The organism is Actinomadura madurae (assembly GCF_900115095.1).
Lineage (GTDB): Bacteria > Actinomycetota > Actinomycetes > Streptosporangiales > Streptosporangiaceae > Spirillospora > Spirillospora madurae.
Genome location: NZ_FOVH01000001.1, coordinates 624,498 through 648,362, shown reverse-complemented (window position 1 = coordinate 648,362; position 23,865 = coordinate 624,498). Strand labels below are relative to the sequence as shown.

General features: G+C 73.6%; 21 protein-coding genes. 3 read left to right on the top strand and 18 right to left on the bottom strand.

Annotated features, from left to right (window positions below; all coding sequences use genetic code 11):
• Positions 1-140: 140 nt before the first annotated feature.
• Positions 141-1,001 (top strand): hypothetical protein, encoded by an 861-nt coding sequence (locus BM339_RS03095; protein ID WP_024936418.1) that lies wholly within the window; start codon positions 141-143, stop codon positions 999-1,001.
• Positions 1,002-1,020: 19 nt separating this feature from the next.
• On the opposite strand, the gene BM339_RS03090 is transcribed toward BM339_RS03095, so the two are convergent.
• The 6 genes from BM339_RS03090 to BM339_RS03065 form a co-directional block, all read right to left on the bottom strand.
• Positions 1,021-1,722, bottom strand: coding sequence for an endonuclease/exonuclease/phosphatase family protein (locus tag BM339_RS03090; protein ID WP_075019830.1), 702 nt, complete (start codon positions 1,720-1,722; stop codon positions 1,021-1,023).
• A 2-nt stretch (positions 1,723-1,724) separates the two neighbouring features.
• A complete protein-coding gene (locus BM339_RS03085; protein WP_024936420.1) occupies positions 1,725-2,693 on the bottom strand; it encodes an ROK family glucokinase in 969 nt (322 codons plus the stop codon).
• A gap of 54 nt (positions 2,694-2,747) precedes the next feature.
• A complete protein-coding gene (locus BM339_RS03080) occupies positions 2,748-3,257 on the bottom strand; it encodes a hypothetical protein (RefSeq protein WP_024936421.1) in 510 nt (169 codons plus the stop codon).
• 72 nt (positions 3,258-3,329) lie between these two features.
• Positions 3,330-3,764, bottom strand: a complete 435-nt coding sequence (locus tag BM339_RS03075) for an SRPBCC family protein (RefSeq protein WP_021600455.1) — start codon at positions 3,762-3,764, stop codon at positions 3,330-3,332.
• 61 nt (positions 3,765-3,825) lie between these two features.
• On the bottom strand, positions 3,826-4,593 hold the full coding sequence (locus BM339_RS03070) for a metallophosphoesterase family protein (protein WP_024936422.1): 768 nt from the start codon (positions 4,591-4,593) through the stop codon (positions 3,826-3,828).
• Positions 4,594-4,676: 83 nt separating this feature from the next.
• Complete coding sequence (locus tag BM339_RS03065) at positions 4,677-5,372, bottom strand: copper homeostasis protein CutC (RefSeq protein ID WP_075019829.1); 696 nt, start codon at positions 5,370-5,372, stop codon at positions 4,677-4,679.
• 205 nt (positions 5,373-5,577) lie between these two features.
• Here BM339_RS03065 and BM339_RS03060 point away from each other — a divergent pair, with 205 nt between their 5' ends.
• Positions 5,578-7,368, top strand: a complete 1,791-nt coding sequence (locus BM339_RS03060) for an AMP-dependent synthetase/ligase (RefSeq protein ID WP_075019828.1) — start codon at positions 5,578-5,580, stop codon at positions 7,366-7,368.
• On the opposite strand, the gene BM339_RS03055 is transcribed toward BM339_RS03060, so the two are convergent.
• The 12 genes from BM339_RS03055 to ctaE form a co-directional block, all read right to left on the bottom strand.
• Positions 7,356-8,030, bottom strand: coding sequence for an NAD(P)H-binding protein (locus BM339_RS03055; protein ID WP_075019827.1), 675 nt, complete (start codon positions 8,028-8,030; stop codon positions 7,356-7,358). The two genes, BM339_RS03060 and BM339_RS03055, sit on opposite strands and share 13 nt — an antisense overlap.
• A gap of 73 nt (positions 8,031-8,103) precedes the next feature.
• Positions 8,104-9,534: a DUF1996 domain-containing protein gene (locus BM339_RS03050; RefSeq protein ID WP_024936789.1), complete on the bottom strand. Its 1,431-nt coding sequence runs from the start codon at positions 9,532-9,534 to the stop codon at positions 8,104-8,106.
• Positions 9,535-9,566: 32 nt separating this feature from the next.
• The gene (locus BM339_RS03045) at positions 9,567-10,199 is read right to left on the bottom strand and encodes a DUF4142 domain-containing protein (RefSeq protein WP_250361530.1); all 633 of its coding nucleotides are present in this window, start codon (positions 10,197-10,199) and stop codon (positions 9,567-9,569) included.
• Positions 10,200-10,327: 128 nt separating this feature from the next.
• Positions 10,328-11,839 (bottom strand): NADH-quinone oxidoreductase subunit NuoF family protein, encoded by a 1,512-nt coding sequence (locus tag BM339_RS03040; protein ID WP_075019826.1) that lies wholly within the window; start codon positions 11,837-11,839, stop codon positions 10,328-10,330.
• Positions 11,836-12,783 carry a ferric reductase-like transmembrane domain-containing protein gene (locus BM339_RS03035; RefSeq protein ID WP_075019825.1) on the bottom strand — a complete coding sequence of 316 codons (948 nt, stop codon included), beginning with the start codon at positions 12,781-12,783 and terminating at the stop codon, positions 11,836-11,838. The genes BM339_RS03040 and BM339_RS03035 overlap by 4 nt, the downstream gene beginning before the upstream one ends.
• A gap of 46 nt (positions 12,784-12,829) precedes the next feature.
• The gene (locus tag BM339_RS03030; protein WP_075019824.1) at positions 12,830-14,296 is read right to left on the bottom strand and encodes a M23 family metallopeptidase; all 1,467 of its coding nucleotides are present in this window, start codon (positions 14,294-14,296) and stop codon (positions 12,830-12,832) included.
• Positions 14,297-15,318: 1,022 nt separating this feature from the next.
• Positions 15,319-16,854, bottom strand: coding sequence for a penicillin-binding transpeptidase domain-containing protein (locus BM339_RS03025; RefSeq protein ID WP_075019823.1), 1,536 nt, complete (start codon positions 16,852-16,854; stop codon positions 15,319-15,321).
• An 872-nt stretch (positions 16,855-17,726) separates the two neighbouring features.
• Positions 17,727-18,851 carry a glycosyltransferase family 4 protein gene (locus BM339_RS03020; RefSeq protein WP_075019822.1) on the bottom strand — a complete coding sequence of 375 codons (1,125 nt, stop codon included), beginning with the start codon at positions 18,849-18,851 and terminating at the stop codon, positions 17,727-17,729.
• Between the two features lie 82 nt (positions 18,852-18,933).
• Positions 18,934-20,568: a cytochrome bc1 complex cytochrome b subunit gene (gene qcrB / locus BM339_RS03015; RefSeq protein WP_075019821.1), complete on the bottom strand. Its 1,635-nt coding sequence runs from the start codon at positions 20,566-20,568 to the stop codon at positions 18,934-18,936.
• Positions 20,565-21,683, bottom strand: a complete 1,119-nt coding sequence (qcrA, locus tag BM339_RS03010; protein WP_021597596.1) for a cytochrome bc1 complex Rieske iron-sulfur subunit — start codon at positions 21,681-21,683, stop codon at positions 20,565-20,567. The genes qcrB and qcrA overlap by 4 nt, the downstream gene beginning before the upstream one ends.
• Positions 21,680-22,591: a cytochrome bc1 complex diheme cytochrome c subunit gene (gene qcrC, locus BM339_RS03005; RefSeq protein WP_021597597.1), complete on the bottom strand. Its 912-nt coding sequence runs from the start codon at positions 22,589-22,591 to the stop codon at positions 21,680-21,682. Before qcrC ends, qcrA begins: the two co-directional genes overlap by 4 nt.
• Before the next feature lie 55 nt (positions 22,592-22,646).
• A complete protein-coding gene (gene ctaE / locus BM339_RS03000; protein WP_024936751.1) occupies positions 22,647-23,303 on the bottom strand; it encodes an aa3-type cytochrome oxidase subunit III in 657 nt (218 codons plus the stop codon).
• A 92-nt stretch (positions 23,304-23,395) separates the two neighbouring features.
• Here ctaE and BM339_RS02995 point away from each other — a divergent pair, with 92 nt between their 5' ends.
• On the top strand, positions 23,396-23,818 hold the full coding sequence (locus tag BM339_RS02995; RefSeq protein ID WP_024936752.1) for a response regulator transcription factor: 423 nt from the start codon (positions 23,396-23,398) through the stop codon (positions 23,816-23,818).
• Positions 23,819-23,865: the final 47 nt, after the last annotated feature.

Sequence of the window (23,865 nt, the reverse complement as noted above, 5' to 3'; positions counted from 1 at the left end):
ACCGTGGGACACACGTTTCGGGGTGTCCGGGAGTGTCTCCGCCAGCGGAGCGCGACCGGGCATCACATGTCAATGGGGGGAGCGGAGGCCGTCATGCCGGTGCTGTCGGTCACGCCGGAGTCGTCGAAGGAGCCGGCCCCGTGAATCGCCGTGGCAATGGACTGTCAGCGGAGACCTACGCCCCACTGGTCGACCTCGCGCCGCATCTGGCGGACGCGATGCTGGCGGCCCTCGGCGAGGCGGGCGTCGCGGCCTACGCGGCGTCGCCGTCGGGCCTCCCGGAGCTCGCCGAGCCGGCCGCCGAGCCGGTCGCCGGCGACGTCCTCGACCGGCTGTACGTCGACGTCGACATGAAGCCGGCGGCCGAGGGCATCCTGCGCGTCCACCTCGCCCGGCTGCGCGAGGCGTCCGCACGCGGCGCGGACGCCGACCGTCCCGACACCGACCGTCCCGACACCGAGCGCACCGACCCGGCCGAGCGCACCGAGACCGGCCTGGCCGACCCCGGCGGCGCCGGCGGCCGGCTGCCGGACGAGCAGGCGGGCGGCGCCGCCGAGCGCGACGAGGACGCCATCTGGGCCGAGATCGTCGCCGGGTTCGACGACGTCCCCGAGGGCGACGACGTGCCGTGGCCGGACGAGGAGAACCTCCGCGAGCCCGATCCCCGGGAGGAGGGCGAGGACCGGTCCGGGCGCCTCCCCCGCGCCCGGGTGATCAAGCCGGCCGACGAGGTGCCGGAGTTCCCGCCGGAGGAGGACCTGGAGGGCCACTACGTCCCGCCCCCTCCCCCGCCGCTGCCGTCCGCGGACCCGCTCACCAAGGGCGCCTGGATCGCGCTGATCGGCGGCCCCCTCTACCTGCTGGTCACGGTCATCCTCGACTGGGAGGTCCCCGGCTGGGCCGCGTTCCTCGCCGTGGCGGCCTTCATCGGCGGCTTCGTCACCCTCGTCCTGCGCATGGGCGACGAGCCCCGCGACCCCGACGACGGCGCCGTCGTCTGACCCGGGCGCCGGGCGCGGGTCAGTCCGGGCCGGGGATCCGCAGGTCCGCCACCAGGGGCCGGTGGTCGGTCGCGAGGACGTAGTCGTCGCCGCCGGGCGGCACCCCGCACCCGATCACCTCGACCTCGGGGTCGGCGAAGACCGCGTCGATGCGGCGGCGCGGATCGCGTGCGGAGAAGGTGAGCTCCTCGCCCGCCGGGCGGACCGCGTAGGCGTCCCGGAAACGCCCGGTGAGCCGCGACCATGACCCGCCGCCCGGCTCCTCGTTGACGTCGCCCGCGAGGACCACCGGGGCGCCGTGGCGGTCGCGGGCGCGGTCCAGATGGGCGAGGATCTCGTGGACGTGCCGCAGGCGCGGGCCGTCCCGCAGGTCCAGGTGGGTGCTCGCGGCGACGAGCCGGCGCCCGCCGATCTCCAGGACCGCGACGGCCAGGGCCCGGCGGTGCAGGCCCGGATCCGGGGTCAGCAGGTGGAACTCGCGGGCGACGCGCCGGACGCGCGGCGCGGCCAGGACGGCGAGCCCGCAGGCCCGCCGCCCGGCCGCGATCCTCAGCCCGCAGGCGTCCGCGAGGCGGCGGCGCTGGAGCCGCCAGCCCCAGAACCGCGGGACCTCCTGGAGGCACACCACGTCCGGGCCGATCGCGCGGACGACGCGGGCCACCGCCGCCGGTTCGTCGCGCAGCGACCGGACGTTGTAGCTCAGCAGGCGGACGGGCGCCACGCCTAGACGATCACGTCCCGGAAGGGGCGGACGCGGGCCAGGTCCGCGGCGCCGACGATGCCCGCCGCCGAGCCCAGCTCGGCGATGCGGATGTCGGGCAGCGGCCGGTGGCCGCGGCCGGTGAGGGCGTCCTCGAACGCGGCGCGGATCGGGTCGAGCAGCAGGTCGCCGGCGTCCGACAGGCCGCCGCCGATGATGAAGGCGCCCGGGTCGAGGATCGCGCTGAGGTCGGCCAGGCCCTGGCCCGCCCAGTGCGCGATCGTCCGGAAGCACTCCAGCGCCGCCTTGTCGCCCTCCCGGGCCGCCTGCGACACCTCCGGGCCGCTGATGCCCTCGGGCCGGCCGTCGCCGAGCTCCAGAAGGCGCCCCGCCATCGCGGGCGCCACCCGCGCCAGGTCGCGCGCCTCGTGCACGAGGGCGTTGCCGCTGGCGTACTGCTCCCAGCACCCGCGGTTGCCGCAGCCGCAGCGGCGCCCGTCCGGGACGACCCGGAAGTGGCCCATCTCGGCGCCGATCCCGAACCGGCCCCGGTACAGCTCGCCGTTGATGATGATGCCGCCGCCGATGCCGGTGCCGAGCGCCACCAGCACGAGGAAGTTCTCGCCCCGGCCCGCGCCGAACCGGGCCTCGCCCCACGCGGTGGCGTTGCCGTCGTTCTCCACCACGACCGGCAGCCCGACGAGGCTCTCCACCTTCTCCTTGATCGGCTCGTCGCGCCAGGCCAGGTTCGGCGCGAACAGCACGGTGGAGCGGGTCTCGTCGACGAAGCCCGCGGTGCCGAGCCCGACCGCCGACACCTCCTCGTACTTGCCCTTCAGCAGGTCGACGACCTCGGCGATGGTCTCGGCGGTCTCCTTGGGGTTCGTCGAGGGCGTCGGCCGGCGGACCTTCTCCAGGATCGTCCCCCGGTCGTCGACGACCCCGGCGGCCACCTTCGTGCCGCCCACATCCACGCCGATGGTCAGGGCCATGTAACGCTTCCTCCTCCTCGCGCCGCCCCGGCCGGGGGCGGCTACCACGAGCCACTACCCGATGTCGATGGGGCCGCCGCCCGTGGCGGCCGACCACGGATCGCCCGGCTCCGGGCGTCCCGACCGCTCGGACGTACCCGCCCGCGCGCCCCGCGACGCCTCCGCGTCCGCCGGAGGCGGGTTCCCGGCCGCGCCGGCGCCGCCGCCGCGCGGGCGCGTCCGGTCGAACGCGCCCACCACGTCCAGGGCGGCGGCGAGCAGCGACTCCCCGGCCTCCCGCAGGTGGCGGGCCACGTCGCCGCCGGACTCCCGCTTCATCGCGATGGCCCGGCAGACCGGGCAGTCGCGGCACTCCGGCGCGCCGGTGGCGATGCGCGGCCCCGGTGCCGCCTCCTCGCCGGTCCGCGCGGCGGAGTCCTCGCGTGTGGCACGGTCCCACACGTCGTCCGCGGGCTCGTCCCGCGGCGCCCGCCCGTCCCCGCCGCCGGCTCCGCTCACCCGCCTGATCAGCGCGTCGAAAAGCTTGGCGGCCTCGTCGAGGGCGTCGCCCGGTCGGTCGCTCATGGCTCCATCTTCCATCCGTTTTCGGCGTGAACGGTAGCGCCTCCGTGCCGGGCCCGCGCACCGGTGAGGCGGTCAGCCCTCGATGTGCCGCTTGAGGCCCTTGAGGGCGGAGTCGATGATCCGCTTCTCGCCCTTGCGCTTCACCATGCCGATCATGGGGACGCGGACGTCCACGGCGAGCTCGTAGGTCACCTCGGTGACGCCGTCCTCCTCCGCGAGGCCGTAGGTGCCGTGCAGGCCGGTGACGACCGTGCCCGGCTCCACCAGCTCCCAGGTCACCCGGTCGTCGCCCTCCCAGGTGTAGGCGAGCCCGACGGTGTCGCTGAACGGGCCGCCGTCGAACGTCAGCCGCGCGCGCACGGCGCGGCCGTCCTCACCCGTCTCCTGCACGGTGAACTCGCGGATGCCGCTCGCCCATCCCGGATAGGCCTCCAGATCGGCGATCACCGCCATGATCTCGGCCTTCCCCGCCTTGACCGTGATGGAGGAACTCGTGCGGTCCGCCATCTGCGTCTCCCTCCGGCTCGCGCACGGGCCCGGCGGGCCCGATGTCGTAACGAAGGTATCCTCACACCGTCAGGACGTACGGCACTCCGCGCGCGCGGAAGTGGCCGACGTTCACGCATTCGGTGCGGCCGATGCGCATCCGGCTCGCGAGCGGCTGGTGGACGTGACCGAACAGCATGTACTTCGGCTGCGTCCGGTGGACGGCGTCCAGGATCGCCTCGCTGCCCCGCTCGAACCGGCGCGCCACCGTGTCGTACAGCAGCTCCGGGACGGCGGGCGGGATGTGGCAGCACAGCACGTCCACCTCGCCGACGGCGGCGACCTTGGCGGCGTAGGTCTCGTCGTCCAGCTCGTAGGGGGTGCGGTACTCGGTGCGCAGCCCGCCGCCGACGAACCCGAACCGCAGCCCGCCGATCTCCGTGGTCTCGCCGTCCAGGACGTGGTGGCCGTCGCGCAGGTGCGCGCCCCACATGCGCGGCACGTCGACGTTGCCGTAGGTCAGGTACGCCGGGGTGGGCATGGCCGCGAACAGCTCCGCGTACTGCCGGTCGACGGCGCGTTCGATGTGCGGCCAGGCGTCGCCTTCGAGCGAGGCCCACAGGCCCTTGGAGAACGCGCGGGCCTCCTCGAAGCGCTTCTCGGTCCGCAGCGCGATGAAGCGGTCGGCGTTCTCCTGGCCGAACAGGTCGGCGAAGATGCCCTGCCCGTGGTCCTGGTAGTCCACGAACAGGATCAGGTCGCCCAGGCAGATGAGCGCGTCCGCGCCGTCCGCCGCGCCCGCCAGCGCGTCCGCGCGGCCGTGGACGTCGCTCACCACATGGATCCTCATGAACCGACTGTAATAGGGCGTACCGCCCGGAAGAACGGGCGGCTCAGGCGGTGCCGGCTCAGCCTGGATCAGGCGGCGGCGGCTCAGGCGGTGGCCGCCGCCACGAGCGCGCGCCACTCCCGCACCAGGGCGGCGTCGACCGGGGCTTCCCAGTCGCCGTCCGGGCGCACGGCCGTGCCCACGTGGAACGCGGTGACGCCCGCCGCGGCGAGCAGGGCGACGTGCTTGCGGCGCAGCCCGCCGCCCGCCATGATCATCCCGGCCGCGGCGGGGCCCTCGGCTGCGCGCCGGGCGAGCACGCCGACCCCGGCGTCCACCCCGCGCGGCGACCCGGCCGTGAGCACCGTGTCGAGGCCGCCGCCGAGGTCGCGGACGACCCGCCACGCCTGGGCGGGGTCGGCCGCGTGGTCCAGCGCCCGGTGGAACGTCCAGGGCAGCGGGGCGGTCTCGGCGGCGAGCTTGCTCGTGGCGCCGGTGTCGACCTGCCCGGCCGAGTCGAGGAAGCCGAGCACGAACCCGTCCGCGCCCGCCTCGGCGAGCCCGGCGGCGGCGCGGCGCAGCCGGTCCAGCTCGGCGCCGGTGGTGCGGAACCCCGCGTTGGCGCGCAGCATCACCCGCATCGGCAGGGGCGTGGCGTCGCGGATCGCCGCGACGAGGTCGGGATCGGGGGTGAGCCCGTCCGCGGCCATGTCGGCGACGACCTCGATCCGGTCGGCGCCGCCGTCCCGCGCCGCCCCGGCGTCGGCCACGGTCAGCGCGATCACTTCGAGCAGTGACATGGCGTTCCCCCGAACGGCGTCCGTTGTGCGACCGGACACAAGCGTAGGCGACCCGGCGGCGCGCGCCAGGGGGCGACGGCCGGTCTTTGCCGTGCCGTTAACCCGCGGTTGCGGGGGCGGACTTCCTACTCGTGGGTATCATGCGGCAGCGGAGAAGTCTTCGTTCTTCCCCGCCGACCACGAAGATCGACTACAGGAGTGGGCCGTGCGCGAGTTCAGCGTCCCCGCGATGGTGGAGGTCCCCGACTCCGCCACTCTGACCGACGCGCCCTTCACCCGGGCGGCCGAGGAGCCCGGCAGGATCGTGGCGCGCCGCAACCGCGGCGGCGCCTGGAGCGCCGTCACCGCGGCCGAGTTCGCGGCCGAGGCCGCCGGCGTCGCCAAGGGGCTCGTCGCCGCCGGCGTCGAGCCCGGCGACCGGGTGGGCCTGCTGTCGAAGACCCGGTACGAGTGGACGGTCCTCGACTACGCGATCTGGGCGGCGGGCGCGGTCTCCGTCCCCATCTACGAGACGTCCTCCGCCGAGCAGATCGAGTGGATCGCCGGCGACTCCGAGACCAAGGCCGTGTTCGCCGAGACCGCCGAGCACGTCGCGACCGTCGACGGCCTGCGGGACAAGCTCCCCGCGCTCGCGCACGTGTGGGGCATCGACGCCGGCGCCGTGGACGAGGTCACCGCGCTCGGCGCCGACGTCGGCGACGACGCGATCGAGGAGCGCCGCCAGTCCCGCACCGCGTCCGACGTCGCGACGCTCATCTACACCTCCGGCACCACCGGGCGCCCCAAGGGCTGCGAGATCACGCACGGGAACCTCGTGTCGACCGCCCGCAACGCCGTGCAAGGCGCGATCGCCGAGGTCGCCGTGGAGGGCAGCTCCACGCTGCTGTTCCTGCCGCTCGCGCACGTCTTCGCCCGGCTGATCGAGGTCGCCACCATCGAGGGCGGCATCGTCCTCGGGCACAGCGACGTCCCGAACCTGCTGCCCGACCTCGCGTCCTTCCAGCCGACGTTCCTGCTCGCCGTCCCGCGTGTCTTCGAGAAGGTCTACAACGGCGCCGAGCAGAAGGCCGCCGCGGACGGCAAGGGCAAGATCTTCAAGGCGGCGGCCGAGACCGCGGTGGCCTACAGCCGGGCGCTGGACGCCGGCGGGCCGGGGATCGGGCTCAAGGCCAAGCACAAGGTCTTCGACGTGCTGGTGTACGGCAAGCTCCGCGCGGCCGTCGGCGGCAAGGTGGAGTACGCGGTGTCGGGCGGCGCCGCGCTCGGCGAGCGCCTCGGGCACTTCTTCCGGGGCGTCGGGATCACGATCCTGGAGGGGTACGGCCTCACCGAGACGACCGCGCCCGCCAGCGTCAACCGGCCCACCGCCCTCAAGATCGGCACGGTGGGCCAGCCGATCCCGGGCGTCGACCTGCGCATCGCCGAGGACGGCGAGGTGCTCGTCCGGGGCGTCAACGTCCTGCGCGGCTACTGGAACAACGAGGCCGCCACCAAGGAGGCCATCGAGGACGGCTGGTTCCACACCGGCGACCTCGGCTCCCTGGACGACGACGGCTTCCTGAAGATCACCGGGCGGAAGAAGGAGATCCTGGTCACCGCGGCGGGCAAGAACGTCGCGCCCGCCCCGCTCGAGGACAGGCTCCGCGCGCACCCGCTGATCAGCCAGTGCCTCGTCGTGGGCGACGGCCGCAAGTTCATCAGCGCCCTCGTCACCCTGGACGAGGAGGCGCTCGGGCCGTGGAAGGCCCGGCACGGCAAGCCCGCCGCCATGACGGTGGACGAGCTCCGCCGCGACGCCGACCTCGTCGCCGAGATCGACGCCGCGGTCGCCGACGCCAACCTGTCCGTCAGCCACGCCGAGGCGATCAAGAAGTACGTCGTCCTCGGCGTCGACTTCACCGAGGAGGCCGGGCACATGACGCCGAGCCTGAAGGTGAAGCGCAACGTCGTGCTGAAGGACTTCGCCGACGAGATCGAGGAGCTCTACTCCGCCTGACCCCCGCGCAGGGCGGCCACGGCCTCGGCGACCGGGGTCGTGCCGCCCAGCAGGTCCAGGGTGCGGCGGCGGACGTCGCGGGCGCCGAGCAGCGCCGCGATGACCGCCGCCACGTCGTCGCGGGTGACCGGGCCGTGCCCGATCGGCGGCTCGGCCAGCGTCACCAGGCCGGTGCCCGGGTCGTCGGTGAGGCGGCCCGGGCGCAGGATCAGCCACTCCAGGGCGGTGCGGCGCCGGAGATCGTCCTCCGCCTCGCCCTTGGCCCTGATGTAGGCCTCCCAGACCTCGCCGCGGCCCGGCGCCGGCGGCTCGCCGGCGCCCATCGCGGAGATCTGCACGAGGTCGCGGACGCCCGCCCGCTCGGCGGCGTCCGCCGTCAGCACCGCCGCGGCCCGGTCGACGGTGTCCTTGCGCGCCGCGCCGCTGCCGGGCCCCGCGCCCGCGGCGAACACGGCCGCGCCGGCGCCGGCCAGGTGCCCGGCGACCGTGTCCGCGTCCGCGGACTCCAGGTCGCACACGACCGGCCGGGCCCCGGCGTCCTCGACGTCGCCGGCGTGGCCGGGATTGCGGATGAGGCTCCGCACGGTGTCCCCCCGTGCGGCGAGCAGCCGGGCCAGCCGCAGCGCGATCTGCCCGTGCCCGCCCGCGATCACGATGTCCATGCCGCGATCGTAGGACGCCGGAGACCCGGACGCGCGCGCGGCGCGCGTCCGGGTCCCGGACTCGTGCGGTGGGTCAGCGGCGGTAGCGCGGCCGCTTGATCTTGGTGCCGGAGCGGGTGCCGGCGCCGCGGTTGATGGCGTTGACGGCCTTCTGCATGAGCGCCTCGTCCATCACGTTGATGAGGTCGCCGTGGTCGGTCACCGGGTCGTGGCCCGACTCGGGGAAGCTGTCCAGCGCGAACTTCAGCGGCTCGGCGGGCACGTCGTACGCCAGCGTCATCCGCAGCTGCGGGACCGCCTTGGTGCCCTGCGGGCAGGCGCCGGTGCGCGGGTCCGTGAACTTGATGTGGTCGCGGTGGTTGGCGCTGTCGGTGTTCTGCCCGTCCCAGCAGCTCGGGAAGTTCAGCACGCGCAGGACCTGGCTGCCCTCGGGGCAGAGCGGGTACTTGTCGGTGAACGCCCGGTTCTCGAAGCCCGTGCACGTCCAGCTCGCGTGCGCGTTCGCCAGGCCGTTCGTCACGGCCTTGGCGTCACCGGTCGCGACCCGGATGAACCGCGGCATCGCGACCACCTTGCTGCGCGCGTTGCCGAAGTACTGGAGCTTCACGCTGGACGGGGTGACGATGCTGCCGATGTTGCCGTCCGCGGTGCTCTGCTCGGCGCGGTCGGAGTCGTCCTGGCCGTCGCGGAGCCGGATCACCGGCCAGAAGTAGGCCGACTTGTCGCCGTTGGTGCAGGTCGTCCCCGCCGCGGCGAAGGTCTCGTCGGTCGAGAAGGCGTTCGTGTCGAGGTTGCCGACGTAGTCGTGGATGTGGTGGGCGCCGTTCACCACGCCGGGCGCCGCGAGCACGTTGTCGGGGTTGCTGTGGGCCTGGCCCTCGTTCACGCCGCAGTTGGACGCGAACACGCCCGTGGAGGCCTGCCGGCTCTGGCGGGGCTGCCGGACGCGCGGCGCCTGGCGGATGCTGACGTACTGGTCCGCGCGCAGCTCGGGAATCGGCGGCGCCTCGTTCCCGCCGTCCTGGCCGTCGCCCTGACCGCCGTCCTGGCCGTCGCCCTGACCACCGTTCTGGCCGTCGCCCTGACCGCCGTCCTGGCCGCCGTTCTGGCCGTCGCCCTGACCGCCGTCCTGGCCGTCGCCCTGGTCGCCGCCCGCCGGGGGCGGGCTCTCCTGCTCGCCGCCGCCGTTCTGGCCGCCGTCCTGGCCGCCGCCCGCCGGGGGCTCGCCCGTCTGGCCGCCGTCGCCGCCCTGACCGCCGCCGCCCGCGGGCGGTGCGCTGGTCTGGCCCCCGCCCTGCGGGTCCTGCGGGTCCGCGCCCGGCAGGTTGGGGGCGCCCGCGTTCTTGCCGCCGGCGGGCTCGGCCGGGTAGGCGGCACCGGCCGCCTGGGTGGTCGCGGGGGCGTACGGCTGCTGCGCCGCGGCGCCGGGGTTCTCCTGACAGGCCGTCGCGACCAGAGCGAGCGCCGGGATCATCGCGGCGAAGGCCTTCTTCTTCCGAATCATGTGAAAAGTGCTCCCTTTACGGGGGGTGTAGGTCAGTGCAGGGCACGCCTGGGAACCAGGCCCGTGCTCTCCAGTAGCGACATGTGCGTGTTGACGAACTTCATGCACCGTTCGGCGTACGCGCGGATCTCGCTGTTCTCGGTCTGCGCGCGCACCTTGGCGATGACGGTGAAGACCTGCCCGTGAGCGGCACGCAAACGCAACACGAACGTCTTGTCATAATCGGCGCCGTACTTGCCCGACATCTCCCTCAGGTAGCTCTTCTGGGTGCCGTTGGGCTCGTTGGGAAGAAGGACGCCGAGTTTCTGCGCTTCGGCGCGGGTGTCGGCGTCCAGCTGCATGTGCTGGCGCATGATGATCTCGCCGACCTCCTTGACCCGGGGGCTGGAGGCACGCTGTGAAGCCTGCTGACCTGCGGGAATCTCCCACAGGCCGGCCTGCCTCACCTTGACCAGCAGCTGCCGGTCCAGGGTGCTCAGCTTCCCCCATCGGGTGTTCACGGTGCCGCCAAGGTTCGCCGCGCCACTGGCTGGCACGCCGACCGGATTCATGACGACCGCGAAGGCCGCCACGACGGCCGCCACGGCCGCGAGAATCAGCAGGACACGCCCCTTGCCAAAGCGCGGGAGCCTGCGCTTCTCTGCGCTGCCGTAGGATTTCCTCAAGGGAATTCATTCCTCCTTTCGAGGAGCTCTCGACGGACCCGGCGCGGGTTTTGCCGTTGATACGCACCGCACCGTCCGGAGGGTTCAACGATGTCCGGCGGATTTTCAATTTTCTGGGCGTCCGGAAATCACCGGCGCGATGATGCTCCGGGTACTCCGTCGATGACGCGCAGTGCCAATGCAGGGCACATCGCGACCGCTTTCTGCACGTCCTTCTCCATCCACGACGGGATCTCGGTGCCGAGCACCACGGGGAAGCCGTACCGGTCGAGCTGGATCAGCTCCGGGACGAGGTAGGCGCACAGCCCGTGCCCGTCGCACCGGCTCCAGTCGATCGCCACCCGCCCCTCCGAGCCGTCCGGCACCGGGAGCGGGAGCACGCCGTAGGTCGACAGGCCGCAGCCGCCGCCCCACCGGTGCGCGTCGATGTCGGCGCCGAACGCCTCCATCGCCGACAGGACGAACTTCGCCGTCCCGTCCGGGTGGGTGCAGGCGCCGCGGCCGCGGCCGACGCCGGCGGCACGGCGGACGTCCTCCACCGTCCCGGCCCCCTCGGTGAGCGCGTTCAGCGACCGGACGACGTCGGGCAGCCCGAGCCGGCACGGCCCGCACTGCCCGGCGGACTGCGCGGCGAGGTAGGAGGCGATCCGGGTGACCTCGCCGAGCGGGCAGGTGCCCTGGGTGAGCGGCAGGATGATGCCGGCGCCGACCGTCCCGCCGACGCGCCGCATCCCGGAGCGCGACAGCACGGCCCGCGACACCCCGGCCGGGTCCAGCCACATCCCGTGGTAGCCGCCGACGAGCACGCCCGGGGACGGCGGCACCTTGCAGTGGTCGAGGACGGCCCGCAGCGGCGTGCCGAGCGGCGCCTCGACGACCTGGGTCCCGCCGATGGTGAGCAGCGTGGTGCCCGGCTCCTCCTCCGTCCCGGCCGAGGCGTACAGGTCGGGACCGAGCGAGACCAGCACCGCCAGCTGCGCGAACGTCTCGGTGTTGGACAGCAGCGTCGGGAATCCGTCCACCCCGGAGTCGGAGGCGCGGACCTTGACGCCCGGCGGGATCGGCGTCTCCCCGTTGATCGCGCGGATCACCGCGCCGCTCTCCCCGGAGATGAACCGCTCGGTCAGCCGGACGACCCGGGCCGGCATCCGCCGCTCGCTGATCGCGGCGCGGACCGACCGGGCCGCCTCGTCGCTCTCCACGGCCAGCACGATCCGCTGGGTGCCGAGCGCGTTCGCGGCGATCTGGGCGCCGTCGAGGACCAGGTGCGGGGCCCGGCCCAGCAGGACCTTGTCCTTGGAGCTGCCGGGCTCGCCCTCCGCGCCGTTCACCACGACGACGACGTCCTCGCTGGAGCCGCGCTCGTTGCCCTTCTCGCCGGGCAGCAGCGCGGTCTGGTCGGCGGTCGGGTAGTTGACCCGCGCCGCGACCGCCATCAGCTTGCGCGCGAACGGGAAGCCGGCGCCGCCGCGCCCGCGCAGGTCGACCTGCTCCGCCATGCGGACCAGGTCCTCCAGCACCGGCGCGCGCAGCTTGCCGTGCACGGCCAGGTGCCGGTCGAGGTCGAGCCGGTCGAACCGGTCGAACCCGAGCGTCAGCCTGGGCCCGCCGATGTTCGAGACGGTGACGGTCGAGGTCATCGGATGACCTCGGTGTCACCCGGCCCTGTCACGGGCATGCCGCGGGGGTCGGACACGGTCCGGCGCGGGTCGTCGAACCCGCGGGAGCCGTAGTCGCGCGGGTCGGCGAAGTCCCGGTCGAAGTCGCGGTCGCCGTAGTCGCGGGGGTCGCCGAGGTCGCGCGGGTCGTCCAGGCCGCGCGGGTCGCCGAACCCGTCCCGGGCCTCGGCCGCCCGGCCGCGGGCCATCGCGGCGACGCGTCCCTCCTCGTGCTCGCGCGCCGCCATGGCGCGCCGGTCGCGGCGCCGGCCGGCGCCGTCGGGCCGCGTGAACGAGTCGACCTCGTCGCCCGCCAGGTGCACGTCCCGCGGCTTGATCACCACGACCATCCGGGTGATCAGTGCCAGCACGACGAACACCACGCTCATCACGTAGCTGAGCACCACCCACGGCGCGGCCGCCCGGCCGGTGATCAGGCCGTGCACGATCGCGAACGGCCACGAGATGTAGGCGAGCGCGTGCATCGAGCGCCACACCCAGGCCTTGCCCTTGAACGCGAACCGCGCCCGCATCGCACCGGTGATCACGATCAGGATCATCAGGTCGAACGCGATCGTGCCGAGGCCGACCGCGCCGCCGTCCGGGACGACGACCTGCACCGGGAGGGCGAGGCCGTTCATCACCTTCACCGTGACGTGCGCGACCAGCATCGCGGTCGCGACGACCGCGGAGGCGCGGTGCAGCGCCTGCGCGAGCACGCGGTGGCGGATCTTCAGGATGAGCCGCTCGGTCGCCAGCAGCCCGCTCATCACCGCGGTGGTCAGGGCGACGAGGGCGAAGACGCCGGCGTAGAAGTTGAGGAAGTACTGCACGTTCGCGACCGCGACGGCGCCCTGCGGGGTCGCCGCGCCGACGAGGACCACGACCGCGCCGGCGAGCACCACGCGCAGCACCCAGCTGGGCACCGCGGGATCATCACTGTTGCGAATTCGCACCGCTCGGACTCCTCTTCTAGGTTGCGGCCGGCGCCGGAGCGCCGGCCGATCCGGCGCCGTCCTTCGGCGTCGCGCCGGGGGAGGGCGATGACGACGGAGAGTCGTCCGCGGCGGGGACCGGGCCGAGGTTGGCCAGCAGGCCCCCGGTGAGCACCTGCAGGACGCCCCGTTCGGCGAAGCCGAGCAGCGGGTTCGCCCGCTCCTGGAACGTCCAGCCGCCGATCACGGCGCCGGCCAGCGGGACCGCCTCGGCGCCGCGGCGCAGCCCGAACCCGACCTGAGCGCGGGGCGCCTCGGCGCCGCCGCAGGGCCGGCCGGTGCCGGTGCGGCCGAGCGCCTCGCCCCGCTTGACGACGCTGCCGTCGCGCAGCCGGGGCACGTTCCGCAGGTGGTAGTAGGTGGTCGCGAGGCCGCTCGGGTGGATCACCATGACCAGCGCGCCGGCGTTGCTGGAGCAGAACCGGTAGAGGCGGCCGTCGCCGGCCGCGACGACCCGCCCGTCGCCGCCCGCGAACGCCAGCGCCCCCAGCGGGCGCGCCGCGCCGTCCGACGTCGTCATCGACCAGGCCTGGCCGATCTTCCACGGCAGCATCAGCCCGTCGCCGGCGCGCGTGCCGTTGACGAGGGCGGTGGCCTGGCCGGCGGTGAGCGCCCCGTACTTGTTCAGCAGCCGCGCCTCCGACGCCGACATGACCTTCGCGGGGACGTCGCCGAGCAGGCCGCCGAACGCCCGGTTGCCCGACAGCCCGACCTGCCACTCCTTGCCGGTCCAGTGGGCGGCGTAGAAGGCGACCTCGGGGTTGGCGGTGCTGGACGCCGGGACGGGGATCGCGCTCGTGCCGAACACCCAGGTCTTGTCGGCGCTGGTCCGGATGGCGTCCACGAGCGGCGCGGCCGTCGGCGCGGCGCCGTAGGCCTGCCGCGCGGCGGCGCCCCGCTGCGCCAGGGTCAGCTTCCGGACCTGGGCGGCGAGCACCCCGAGGTCGGGTCCCGCCGGCGGGGCGGCCGCGCCGCCGCCGCCCGGCTGCTGCGGGGCCGGCTGCTGCGGCTGGGCCGCCCCGCCCGAGCCGCCCTGCTTCGGCGGCTTGATCTGGCGCTGCGAGCCCACGGCGCCGGACGAGCCGCCGAGGGGGCCGCCGTCCAGCAGGGCCCGCTCGGCGATGCCGAGCAGGGAGAGGCCGACGGCGGTGGACAGCACGATCGCGCCGATGCTCAGCCGGTCGGCGGGGCGCCGGCCGCGGCGCGGCGTGGCCTTCGGGCCGGGACGCGGCGTCGACGGGCGGCGCCGCGGTTCCGGGCGCGCCGGCTGCCGCTGCTCGGACCGCCGGTCCGGGCGGCGCTGGGCGCGCGGCCGCTCGGGCCCGCGGGCCCGCCCGCCGCGCTGGGGGAAGTCACGGGACCGGTCGCGCTCGGGCCGCCCCGCCCGGCCGCCGAATCCCTCGGTGCGCGCGTCGAACTGCCGCGTGCGCGCGTCCTGTTCCATGCGCGCGTCGAACCGCCCGGCCCGGGGGTCCGGCCGCTCCGCCCGGGGAGCAGGCCTCTCCCGCTGAGGGGCGGGTCGCTCCTGCCGGGGAGCCGGCCGCTCCTGCCGGGGAGCCGGCCGCTCCTGCCGGGGGGCGGGCCCTTCCGGGCGCGGAGCGGGCCGCCGGTTCCGCTCGCCGAACGGCTCGGCGCCGGCCGGCCCGTTGCGCGCGCCGAAGCGGTCCGTCCGCGCGTCGTCGCGCTGTGCGGGCGGCGGCTCAGGCCACCGCGCACGCTGCCGCGGACGCTCCTCGCGCTCGCCGGACCGCGGCGCGCGAGACCTGCCCCCGCGCCGTTTCGGTTCGCGCCGTTTCGATTCGCGCCGGGACGCCTTGCGTCCCCGCTCGGACCAGTCCGGCTGCTCCGACCACCAGGACCCTTCGGGCCACTGGGGATCCTCGGACAGGAGCCCCTGCTTGGGCTCCCGCCTCGAGGACGGGCGCGCGGGCGTCTCCGCCCACGGTGAAGCATGCGTAGAGCTCCGGGACGCATGCCCGTAATCGCGTCGCGCCATGCCCTCTCCTGTGGAGGAGACGGAGAGCTCGCGAACGCCGTTTCGGCTCCGCACCGCCGGGCTTGCGCCCGGCGGCGGGTCCCGCTTGAGACATTGCCGGAATCACGGTGTCGGAGCCCGCTCGCTCCCACCGCGATCCCTGGACGGATTCTCTCGAACCCGCCCGATCACTCCGGGAGCATACGCCCCAGGAGCCACTCGGATGACCGTTGCCGCCGAATTTTCTGCGATTCTTCTGTTCGGCGGTTCTGCTCTCCACTGCTGTACGCGCCGAAGGCACGGGACGTTCACGCACCCGGGCAACGGATTGCGCGGCCGCCATTCCTCTGCCGAAATGCGCGGCCACCTGCGACATCGCGATAGCGCTCGGAACAAGCCCGGAACGATCAAAACCGTCCGGGCGCATCGGACGTCGCCTCCGCCACCCGCCGGGCGGGGGCGAGAAAAAAATCTCGCCGGGCCGCACCCGGTCAGCCGGCCGCCTTCAGGAAGCGGGCGGCGAGCGGGGCCGCCACCTTCGGGCCCGAGCCGCCGGCCGAGACGAAGACCGCGAAGGCGACGTTCGCCCGGTAGCCGATGAACCAGGCGTGGCTCCCGCCGCCGAACTCGGCGGTCCCGGTCTTGCCCGCCACCGCGTCCGGCAGCCCGGCGCGCGCGGCGGTGCCCTCGGTGACCACCGCCCGCATCATCGTGCCGAGCGCGGGCGTTCCGGGCACCGGGCGGGGGCGCGGTCGCTCTCCCCCGTCCTCGCGGACCAGCTTCTCCGGCAGCAGCCTCGGCGCCCGCCAGGAGCCGTCCGCCACGGCCGCGGCGACCGTAGCCATCAGCAGCGGGCTGGCCTGGACGCGGCCCTGCCCGATCGACGCCTCGGCCAGTTCCGCGCCGCTCCGCGGATCGGGGAAGCCGCCCCGCGCGGCCCCGACGCCCGGGGCGATCGGGGCGCCGAACCCGAAGCGGCGGGCGCTCGCCGCCAGCTTCGCCGCGCCGAGCCGCTCCACGCCGAGCCGGGCGAACGTCGTGTTGCAGGACGCGGCGAAGGCGCCGCGCAATGTCGTGCGCCCGAGCGCGTGGTCGTCGTCGTTGCGGATCGTCCGCTGCGCGGTGACCACCGAGGCGGGGCAGTCGGCGCCGGTGCCGGCCCCCGCCCCGTCCGCGACGAGCGCGCCCGCGGTGACGACCTTGAACGTCGAGCCGGGCGGGTAGAGGCCGGTGAACGCGCCGAGCCCGCCGAGTTCGTCCGCCACCGCGAGGATCTCCCCGCTGGACGGCCGGACGGCCACGATCGCGGCCTGGCCGGGCGCGGCGGCGACCGCCTTCTCCGCCGCCGCCTGCAGCGACCGGTCCAGCGTGGTCCGGATCGTCCGGCTCTTCTTCACGCCGAACACCTTCACCAGCTGCAGCGGCCTGCCGCCGTCGCGCAGCTCGACGGCCCACCCGGCCTGGTCCTCGTCCTCGCCCAGGTTCGCCATGATCTCGGCGAGGTAGGGGGCGAGCGGCCCGTCCTCGGGCAGCGGCCGGCCGTCGTGCGCGGTGAGTCGCACGGCGGGGACGCGCACCTGGCCGAGCGACCACGCCCCCTTCCCCTTGAGCCCCGGGTAGAGCGTGGACGGCGACCACAGCACCCGCCACCGGCCGTCCACCCGGCCGAGCCGCAGCACCGACCGGAACGACCAGTCGCCGTGGTCGGCCAGCGAGCGGGTGACCGTGAACTCCGCCGCCGCCGCGTCCCGCCCGGACGCGGTGACGGGACGCGGCTCCAGCGCGATCGCGTTGACCCGCAGCCCGCGCGACAGCGTCCGGTGCTGGGCGGCGAAGTCGGCGGGCGGATCGGCCACGAGCTCGCGCATCTCCTCCAGGTCGCCGTCCCGCCAGGCGGCGAAGTAGGCCTCGGCCACCCCCGCCGCGCTGCCGCCGCGGCCCCGCCGCAGCAGCCAGCCGGTCGTCAGGCCCGCCACCAGCACGACCGCCAGTGTCCCCGCCAGCACCACAAGTCCCCGCGAGCGCATGCGCCCTCCTCCCGCCACCCACCCGGAGCTTGATCCTTTCAGCGTCCGATTGCTCCGTACATGCACGACTTGCCGGTTTCCCTGGCCGGAACCGGAAGGCGGCTTAGCGACGGATGATCCGCCCCTTAAACGCGCTTTAAGGGTGGTGCCGTCCCGCCGGGCGGGCCCTAACGTCGAGAACGTCAACGACCGAGGACGCAGCAGCGGCAGGAGGTGGCCCCGATGACACGATCACCGCGACAAGGGATCAGCCCAGGGGCACTGACAGGCCTCCCGCGCGTCCACGGTCGGGCACCGTCGCGGGGCCGGGCCCCAGCGGTGCCGGATGCCGGGGCCGTGCCCCGCGCTCCCGACCACACGGACACGATCCGACCCCGCCGGCCGGCCCACGCGGCGCGCCCATCTCCAGGTTCTCCCCCACAGGGGCGCCGGGCCGCTCGGCAGCGGATCACACCGACCCCACCTCGGCAGGGGCGTCCGCGTGGAACCGGTCTCCGGGGGCGGGGCTGTGTCTCCGGCGTTGGTTTGGGTTGGGGCGCTTGGGGCGCCCCAACCCAAACCAACGCGCTGTGTTCATTGCAGTGCCCTCCTCCTTCGGGCCTTGGCGGCCCTCCATCGTCGGGCACTGGGCGATCGCTGCATCGCTCCGGCTCGCCTAGCGGCTCGCTGCGCGATCAGGTTCTCGCAAGCTCGAACCTGCCTTCGGACGCGATCGCGACCATTGAGGTCGTCGCGTGGTTGCGGCGGTGGCTGCGGTAAGTGCGCATGGACCGTACTGGTCCATGTGAATCTGCCGCCCTTTTGACCGCCGGTTTCGGGGCGGGGACCTGCCTACGGCGCGGGGGCGGGTCCTTGTCCCGGAGCCGGTGAATTCACGTGAGCAGTTCTTCCAGGCGGTTTGCCTGGATCTCCCAGCGCCATTCGCGTTCGACCCACGCGCGCCCCTTTTCGCCCATTGCGCGGGCGTGGTCGGGGTTGGTGAGCAGGGTCGACACGGACTCGGCGATGCGCCGGACGGAGCGGCCGTCGACGACCATTCCCGTTTCGCCGTCCAGGACGGCGTCAGGGGCGCCGCCCGAGTCGCCCGCCACCACCGGCAGGCCGGTCGCCGACGCTTCCAGGTAGACGATGCCGAGGCCCTCGACGTCGAGGCCGCGGCGGCGGGTGCGGCACGGCATCGCGAAGACGTCGCCCGCGTCGAAGTGCGCGGGCAGTTCCTCCCAGGGGACGCCTCCGGTGAAGACGACCGAGCGCGTCACGTCGAGGGACTCCGCCAGGCGTTCCAGGTCACGGCGGTACGGGCCGCCTCCCACGAGAAGGAGCGCGGCGTCCGGTGCCTCGCGGAGGATGTGCGGCCAGGCGCGGATCAGGGCGTCCTGGCCTTTGCGCGGCACCAGGCGGGACACGCAGACCACGACCGGGCGGTCGGTCAGGCCGTGCCGGGCGCGGACGTCCGCGCCGCCGGCGCCCGGGTGGAAGAGTGTCTCGTCCACGCCGGGGGCGAGGCGCGCCATCCGCGCCGCCGCGTCCGGCGGCAGGACGCGCGCCATCCGGGACCTCGTGTACTCGCCCAGGTAGGTCAGGACGTCCAGGTTGTCTCCGATGCGCCCGAGCACGGTCCGCGCTACCGGCAGCGTCGCCCAGGCCGCCTCGTGGCCGTGGGTGATCCCGACGAGGCGGCCGGCGCCGCGGCGGCGCAGGGCCGGGGCCAGGAGGCCGAGCGGCGCCGCCGCGCCGAACACGACGGAGTCGCAGCGCTCCGCGCGCAGCACGTCCGCCGCCCGGCGCAGCACCCCCGGCTCCGGCAGCATCAGCGAGCCCGGATGCCGGACGACCGGGAACGGCTGCGCCGCGTCGAACTCCGCGGCGCCCTTCCAGGCCGGGGCGTAGACGACCACCGAGCCGGGCGGGCGGCGCACGGCGAGGCCGTGCACGAACGCCTGGATGCCGCCGGGGCGGGGCGGGAAGTCGTTGGTGACGATCAGGGTCCGGGTCATCGTCCGGCCAGCATACGGACCGCCCGGCACGCGGAAGGGCCCGCCACCGCCGGTGCGGTGACGGGCCCTCGCCGATCGGCGGTCAATGCCTGATCTCGTGCGACGTCGCGCCGCTCTCGAGCTCCCTGTGCTCCTCGTGGCCGTCCCCGTGCTCCTCGACCGGGATGTCGTCGAAGGTCCAGGCGCGGTTGAGCCGCGAGCGCAGGTGCCCGAGCGGGCCCTTGGCGCCGGGCGCCGGGATCCCGGCGGCGTCGCGCGCCGGGGCCTCCGGCCGGGTGTTCTCCTTGGAGAGGATGACGACCTTCTCCTCCTCGCGGGCCGCCTCGTGCCGCTCGGAGAACTTCCCGTCCGGCGACATCATGATCACGCCGCTCTCCACGCCGTGCCCGATGATGTCCGCGTCCTTGCGCTGCAGCCCCAGGCAGATGCGCTTGGTGAAGACGAACGCCAGGAACGGCCCGACGAAGAACGCGACCCGGAAGAACCATGTCGTCGCGAACAGCGAGACGTGGAACTTCTCCGCGAGGACGTCGTTCGCGCCGGCGAGCCACAGCAGGCCGTAGAAGGCGACCGCCGCCATTCCGGTCGCCGTGCGGACGGGGGCGTTGCGCGGCCGGGTGTTGACGTGGTGGTGCCGCTTGTCGCCGGTCACCCACTGCTCGACGAACGGCCAGGCCGCCGCGCCGCCGAACACGATGCCGAGCGGCACCAGCGCCGGGATCAGCACGTTGAGGCTCAGCGTGTGGCCCCAGGCGCTGATCTCCCAGTTCGGCATGATGCGCAGCGCCCCTTCGAGGACGCCCATGTACCAGTCGGGCTGGGAGCCCGAGGAGATCGCGCCGGGATCGTACGGGCCGAACAGCCAGATCGGGTTGATCTGGGCGAACGCGCCGAGCAGCGCCAGGACGCCGAACGTGAACAGGAAGTAGGCGCCCGTCTTGGCCATGAAGACCGGGTAGAACGGGTAGCCGTACACCTGCTGCTCGGTCTGGTTCTTCACCGGCATCGCCGTGTGCTTCTGCACCCACATGATCATCATGTGCGCGGTGACCATGCCGAGGAGCAGCCCCGGGATCAGCAGGATGTGCAGCACGTAGAGGCGGGGCACGATGTCCTGGCCGGGGAACTCGCCGCCGAACAGGAACATGTAGAGGTAGGTGCCGACGACCGGGATCGACTCCGCCACGCCCTGCGTGATGCGCAGCCCGGTACCGGACAGCAGGTCGTCGGGCAGCGAGTACCCGAACAGGCCCTCCAGCATGCCGAGCGTGAACATGCCGATGCCGATCAGCCAGTTCAGCTCGCGCGGCTTGCGGTAGGCGCCGGTGAAGAACACCCGCAGCATGTGCGCCAGGATCGACGCCATGAACAGGATCGCGGCCCAGTGGTGGATCTGCCGCATCAGCAGGCCGCCGCGCACGTCGAAGCTGATGTGCAGCGTCGAGGCGTAGGCCTCGGACATCTTCACGCCCTGGAGCTTCGTGTACGAGCCGTCGTACACGACCTCCATCATGCTCGGCTTGAACCAGAACGTCAGGAACGTCCCGGTCAGCAGGAGGATGACGAAGGAGTACAGGGCGATCTCGCCCAGCATGAAGGACCAGTGGTCCGGAAAGACCTTCTTCATGTTCCGCTTGAAGAAGGTGGTGGAACCGAGGCGGTCGTCGAGGAACGTCAGCGGGGCCTCGACCGCCTTCGGAGCTGTCGCCTCGCTCATCCGCGCTCCCAGAAGCTCGGGCCGACCGGTTCGTGGTAGTCGCTCGTCGCGACGATGTACCCGTCCTCGACGGCCAGCGGCAGCTGCGGCAGCGGCCGGGCGGCCGGGCCGAAGATGACCTTCGCCGCGTCGGTGGCGTCGAAGGTGGACTGGTGGCACGGGCACAGGATGTGGTGCGTGGTCTGCTCGTACAGGGCCGCGGGGCAGCCGACGTGCGTGCACACCTTGGAGTAGGCGACGATCCCGTTGATGTGCCAGTTCTCCCGGCCCTTGGCGGGCTTGAACTGCTCCTGCGGGACGTTGATCAGGATCGTGACGGCCTTGGCGTTCTGCGTCAGCACCTGCTCCTCGGGGACGTCGTGCTCGATCCCCTCCGGCAGCACGGTGATCATGCTGCCGGGCGTGGAGAAGTCGCTGACCCGCAGCGGCCTGTTGGTGCCGTCCACCACCAGCCGGACGCCCCTCTTGCCCTCGGCCTGCGCCTTCTTGACGGCCTCGCCCCAGAAGGTGTGGCGGAGCCGCTTCTCCGGCAGCGGGCCGAGGTCGCGCAGCAGCACCAGCGGGGCCAGCCCGAGCGGCGCGGCGGCGAGCAGCAGCGTGCGGCGCAGCAGCGGCCGCTTGGTGATGCCGCTGTCCTCGGCGCCCTCCAGGAAGTCCTCGGTGAAGGCGGTCCTGGTCTCCTCGTCGGCGGCCATCTCGTGCCGCTCCTGGACGATGGGCTTGCTGGTCATCAGCCGGCGCACCCAGATGGTGACGCCGATCGCCATCGCGAGGAACGACAGGGCCATCGTCCCGCCGAGCCAGAAGTTGGACTCGCGGGCCCGCACCACGCCGTGCATGCCGCCGTCGCGGCCGCTCCAGCCGATGAAGTAGGCGATGAACGCCACGCTCGCGGCGAACGCGACGAGGAACAGCGTCGCGACGATCCGCTCGGCGCGCTTGGCCGACTCCTCGTCGAGCTGCTCCCCCACGCCCGCGGGCGCCGAGATGTCGTCCTCGGCGAGGAGCGCCTTCTCCCTCGCCGGGGACGGCGTGCCGATCACGCGTTCGCGCCGGCCGCCGTCCTCCTCGCCGGAGCCGGGGCGGCCCGCGGTGTCCTTGTTGTCGTCGCTCATGACTTCTTCAGCTTCTTCGGCTTCTTCGCGGTGATCCACATGGCCGCCAGGACCAGCAGGCCGATCCCGACCAGCCACCCGGCCAGGCCCTCGCTCACCGGGCCGATCCGGCCGAGGCCGTTGCCGCCCGGGTTCGGCTCCTCGCGGGTCTGGACGAGGTAGGCGATGATCGCCTGCTTGTCCTTCGGCGTGAGCGTGGTGTCGTTGAACACCGGCATCGCCTGCGGGCCGGTCAGCATGGCCTCGTACATCTGGGTGGGCGTGACGTCGTCCCCGGACAGCGACGGGGCGTACTTGCCGCCGGTCAGGGCGCCGCCCTGCCCGGTGAAGTTGTGGCACTGGGCGCAGTTGGTGCGGAACAGCTTCCCGCCGAGCGCGACGTCTCCGGTCTCGGGGTCGACGGCCGACGCCGGGGGGACCTCGGGGCCGCCGCCGAGCGAGGCGACGTAGGCGCGCAGGTCGGCCAGGTTCTTCTCCGCCTCGGCCTTCTGCCGCTCGGCCTCCGCCCGCTCCTTCGGGTCCTCGTAGTCGGTCTTGATCGAGGTGTTGAAGGCGGGGACCGGCTCCTTGCGCGGAATCTGCGCGCCAGGGTTCGCCGCGGGCATGCGGCCTGTGCTGACCTGGAAGTCGACGGCCGCGGCGCCCACGCCGATGAGGCTGGGGGCGACCGGATTGCCCTTGGCGTCCTTGGTGCCCTCGCCGTTCAGCCCGTGGCAGCTCGCGCAGTTCTTGTTGAACAGCTCCTGGCCGTGCTTCAAGTCCTGCGCCGCCTGGGCGGCGCCCTGCGCCTCGGCGCGGTCAGTGTTCGGCGAGAAGCCGGCGTAGATCACGCCGATCGCCGCCAGGGCCGCCAGCACGACGGCGTAGCCCGCCCACGGGCGCCGTCGCCATGCGGTGATCCTTTTCACGGAAATCCCCGTTCGGGTCATGTCGTCGGGTAAGTCGGTCGGGTGGGTCGGTGGGTCAGAGGTCGAGCAGGTAAACGACCGAGAACAGGCCGATCCACACCACGTCGACGAAGTGCCAGTAGTAGGAGACGACGATCGCGCTCGTCGCCTGCTCGTGCGTCCACCTCTTGGCGGCGTAGGTGCGCCCGAGGAGGAACAGGAAGGCGACGAGGCCGCCGATGACGTGCAGGCCGTGGAAACCGGTGGCCAGGTAGAAGACCGAGCCGTAGGCCGAGGACGAGAAGGTCAGGCCGTCGTGGACGACCAGGTTGTAGTACTCGAACCCCTGCCCCGCGACGAAGTAGGCGCCCATGAGGAACGAGAGGACGTACCACTCCCGCAGCCCCCAGCGCGCCACGTTCAGCACGCCGCCGTCGCGCCCGACCTTTCCGGCCTCGGCCTTGAACACGCCCATCTGGCAGGTCACCGAGGACAGCACCAGGATGGTCGTGTTGACGGCGGACAGCGGCAGGTCCAGCGGGGCGCCCGGCCACGCGTCGTGGCCGGACTGGCCGATCGTCACAGAGCGGATCGTGAAGAACATCGCGAACAGCGCCGCGAAGAACATCAGCTCGGACGACAGCCAAACGATCGTCCCCACGCTGACCAGATTGGGACGGTTCGCCCGTGCGTGAGGTGTTGTCTCTATCGCGGATGCTGTCACGGGCAGCATTATTGCGCCCCCATCCCGTGAGTGACGCATGACCCCCCTCCTAGAGTTCCCCGCGCGTGTCCGCGGGCGCCCGACCCGGTACCCTCACGTCCATGAGCACCGCCCCGGAGAGCCCGATGAGGGTTCTCGTCTACAGCGACGACGCGAACACGCGCGCACAGATCCGGATGGCGGTCGGCCGCCGCCCCGCCGCCGACCTCCCGAAGGTCGAGTTCGAGGAGTGCGCGACGCAGCCGGCCGTGGTCGAGCGGCTCGACCGCGGCGGGATCGACGTCCTGGTCGTGGACGGCGAGGCCCAGCCGGCGGGCGGCCTCGGCGTGTGCCGGCAGGCCAAGGACGAGGTGTACGACTGCCCGCCCGTCCTCGCGGTCATCGGCCGCCGCGACGACGGCTGGCTGGCCACCTGGTCCCGGGCCGACGCGGTCGTGAGCCTGCCCATCGACCCGATGGCCCTCGCGGACGCGGTCGCCGGCCTGATGCGCCGGCGCCTGGAGAACCGCCTCCCGGCCCTGTAGCCGCAGGCCCTCGGCAGCCAACCCGGACGATCCGCCCGACCCGGTAG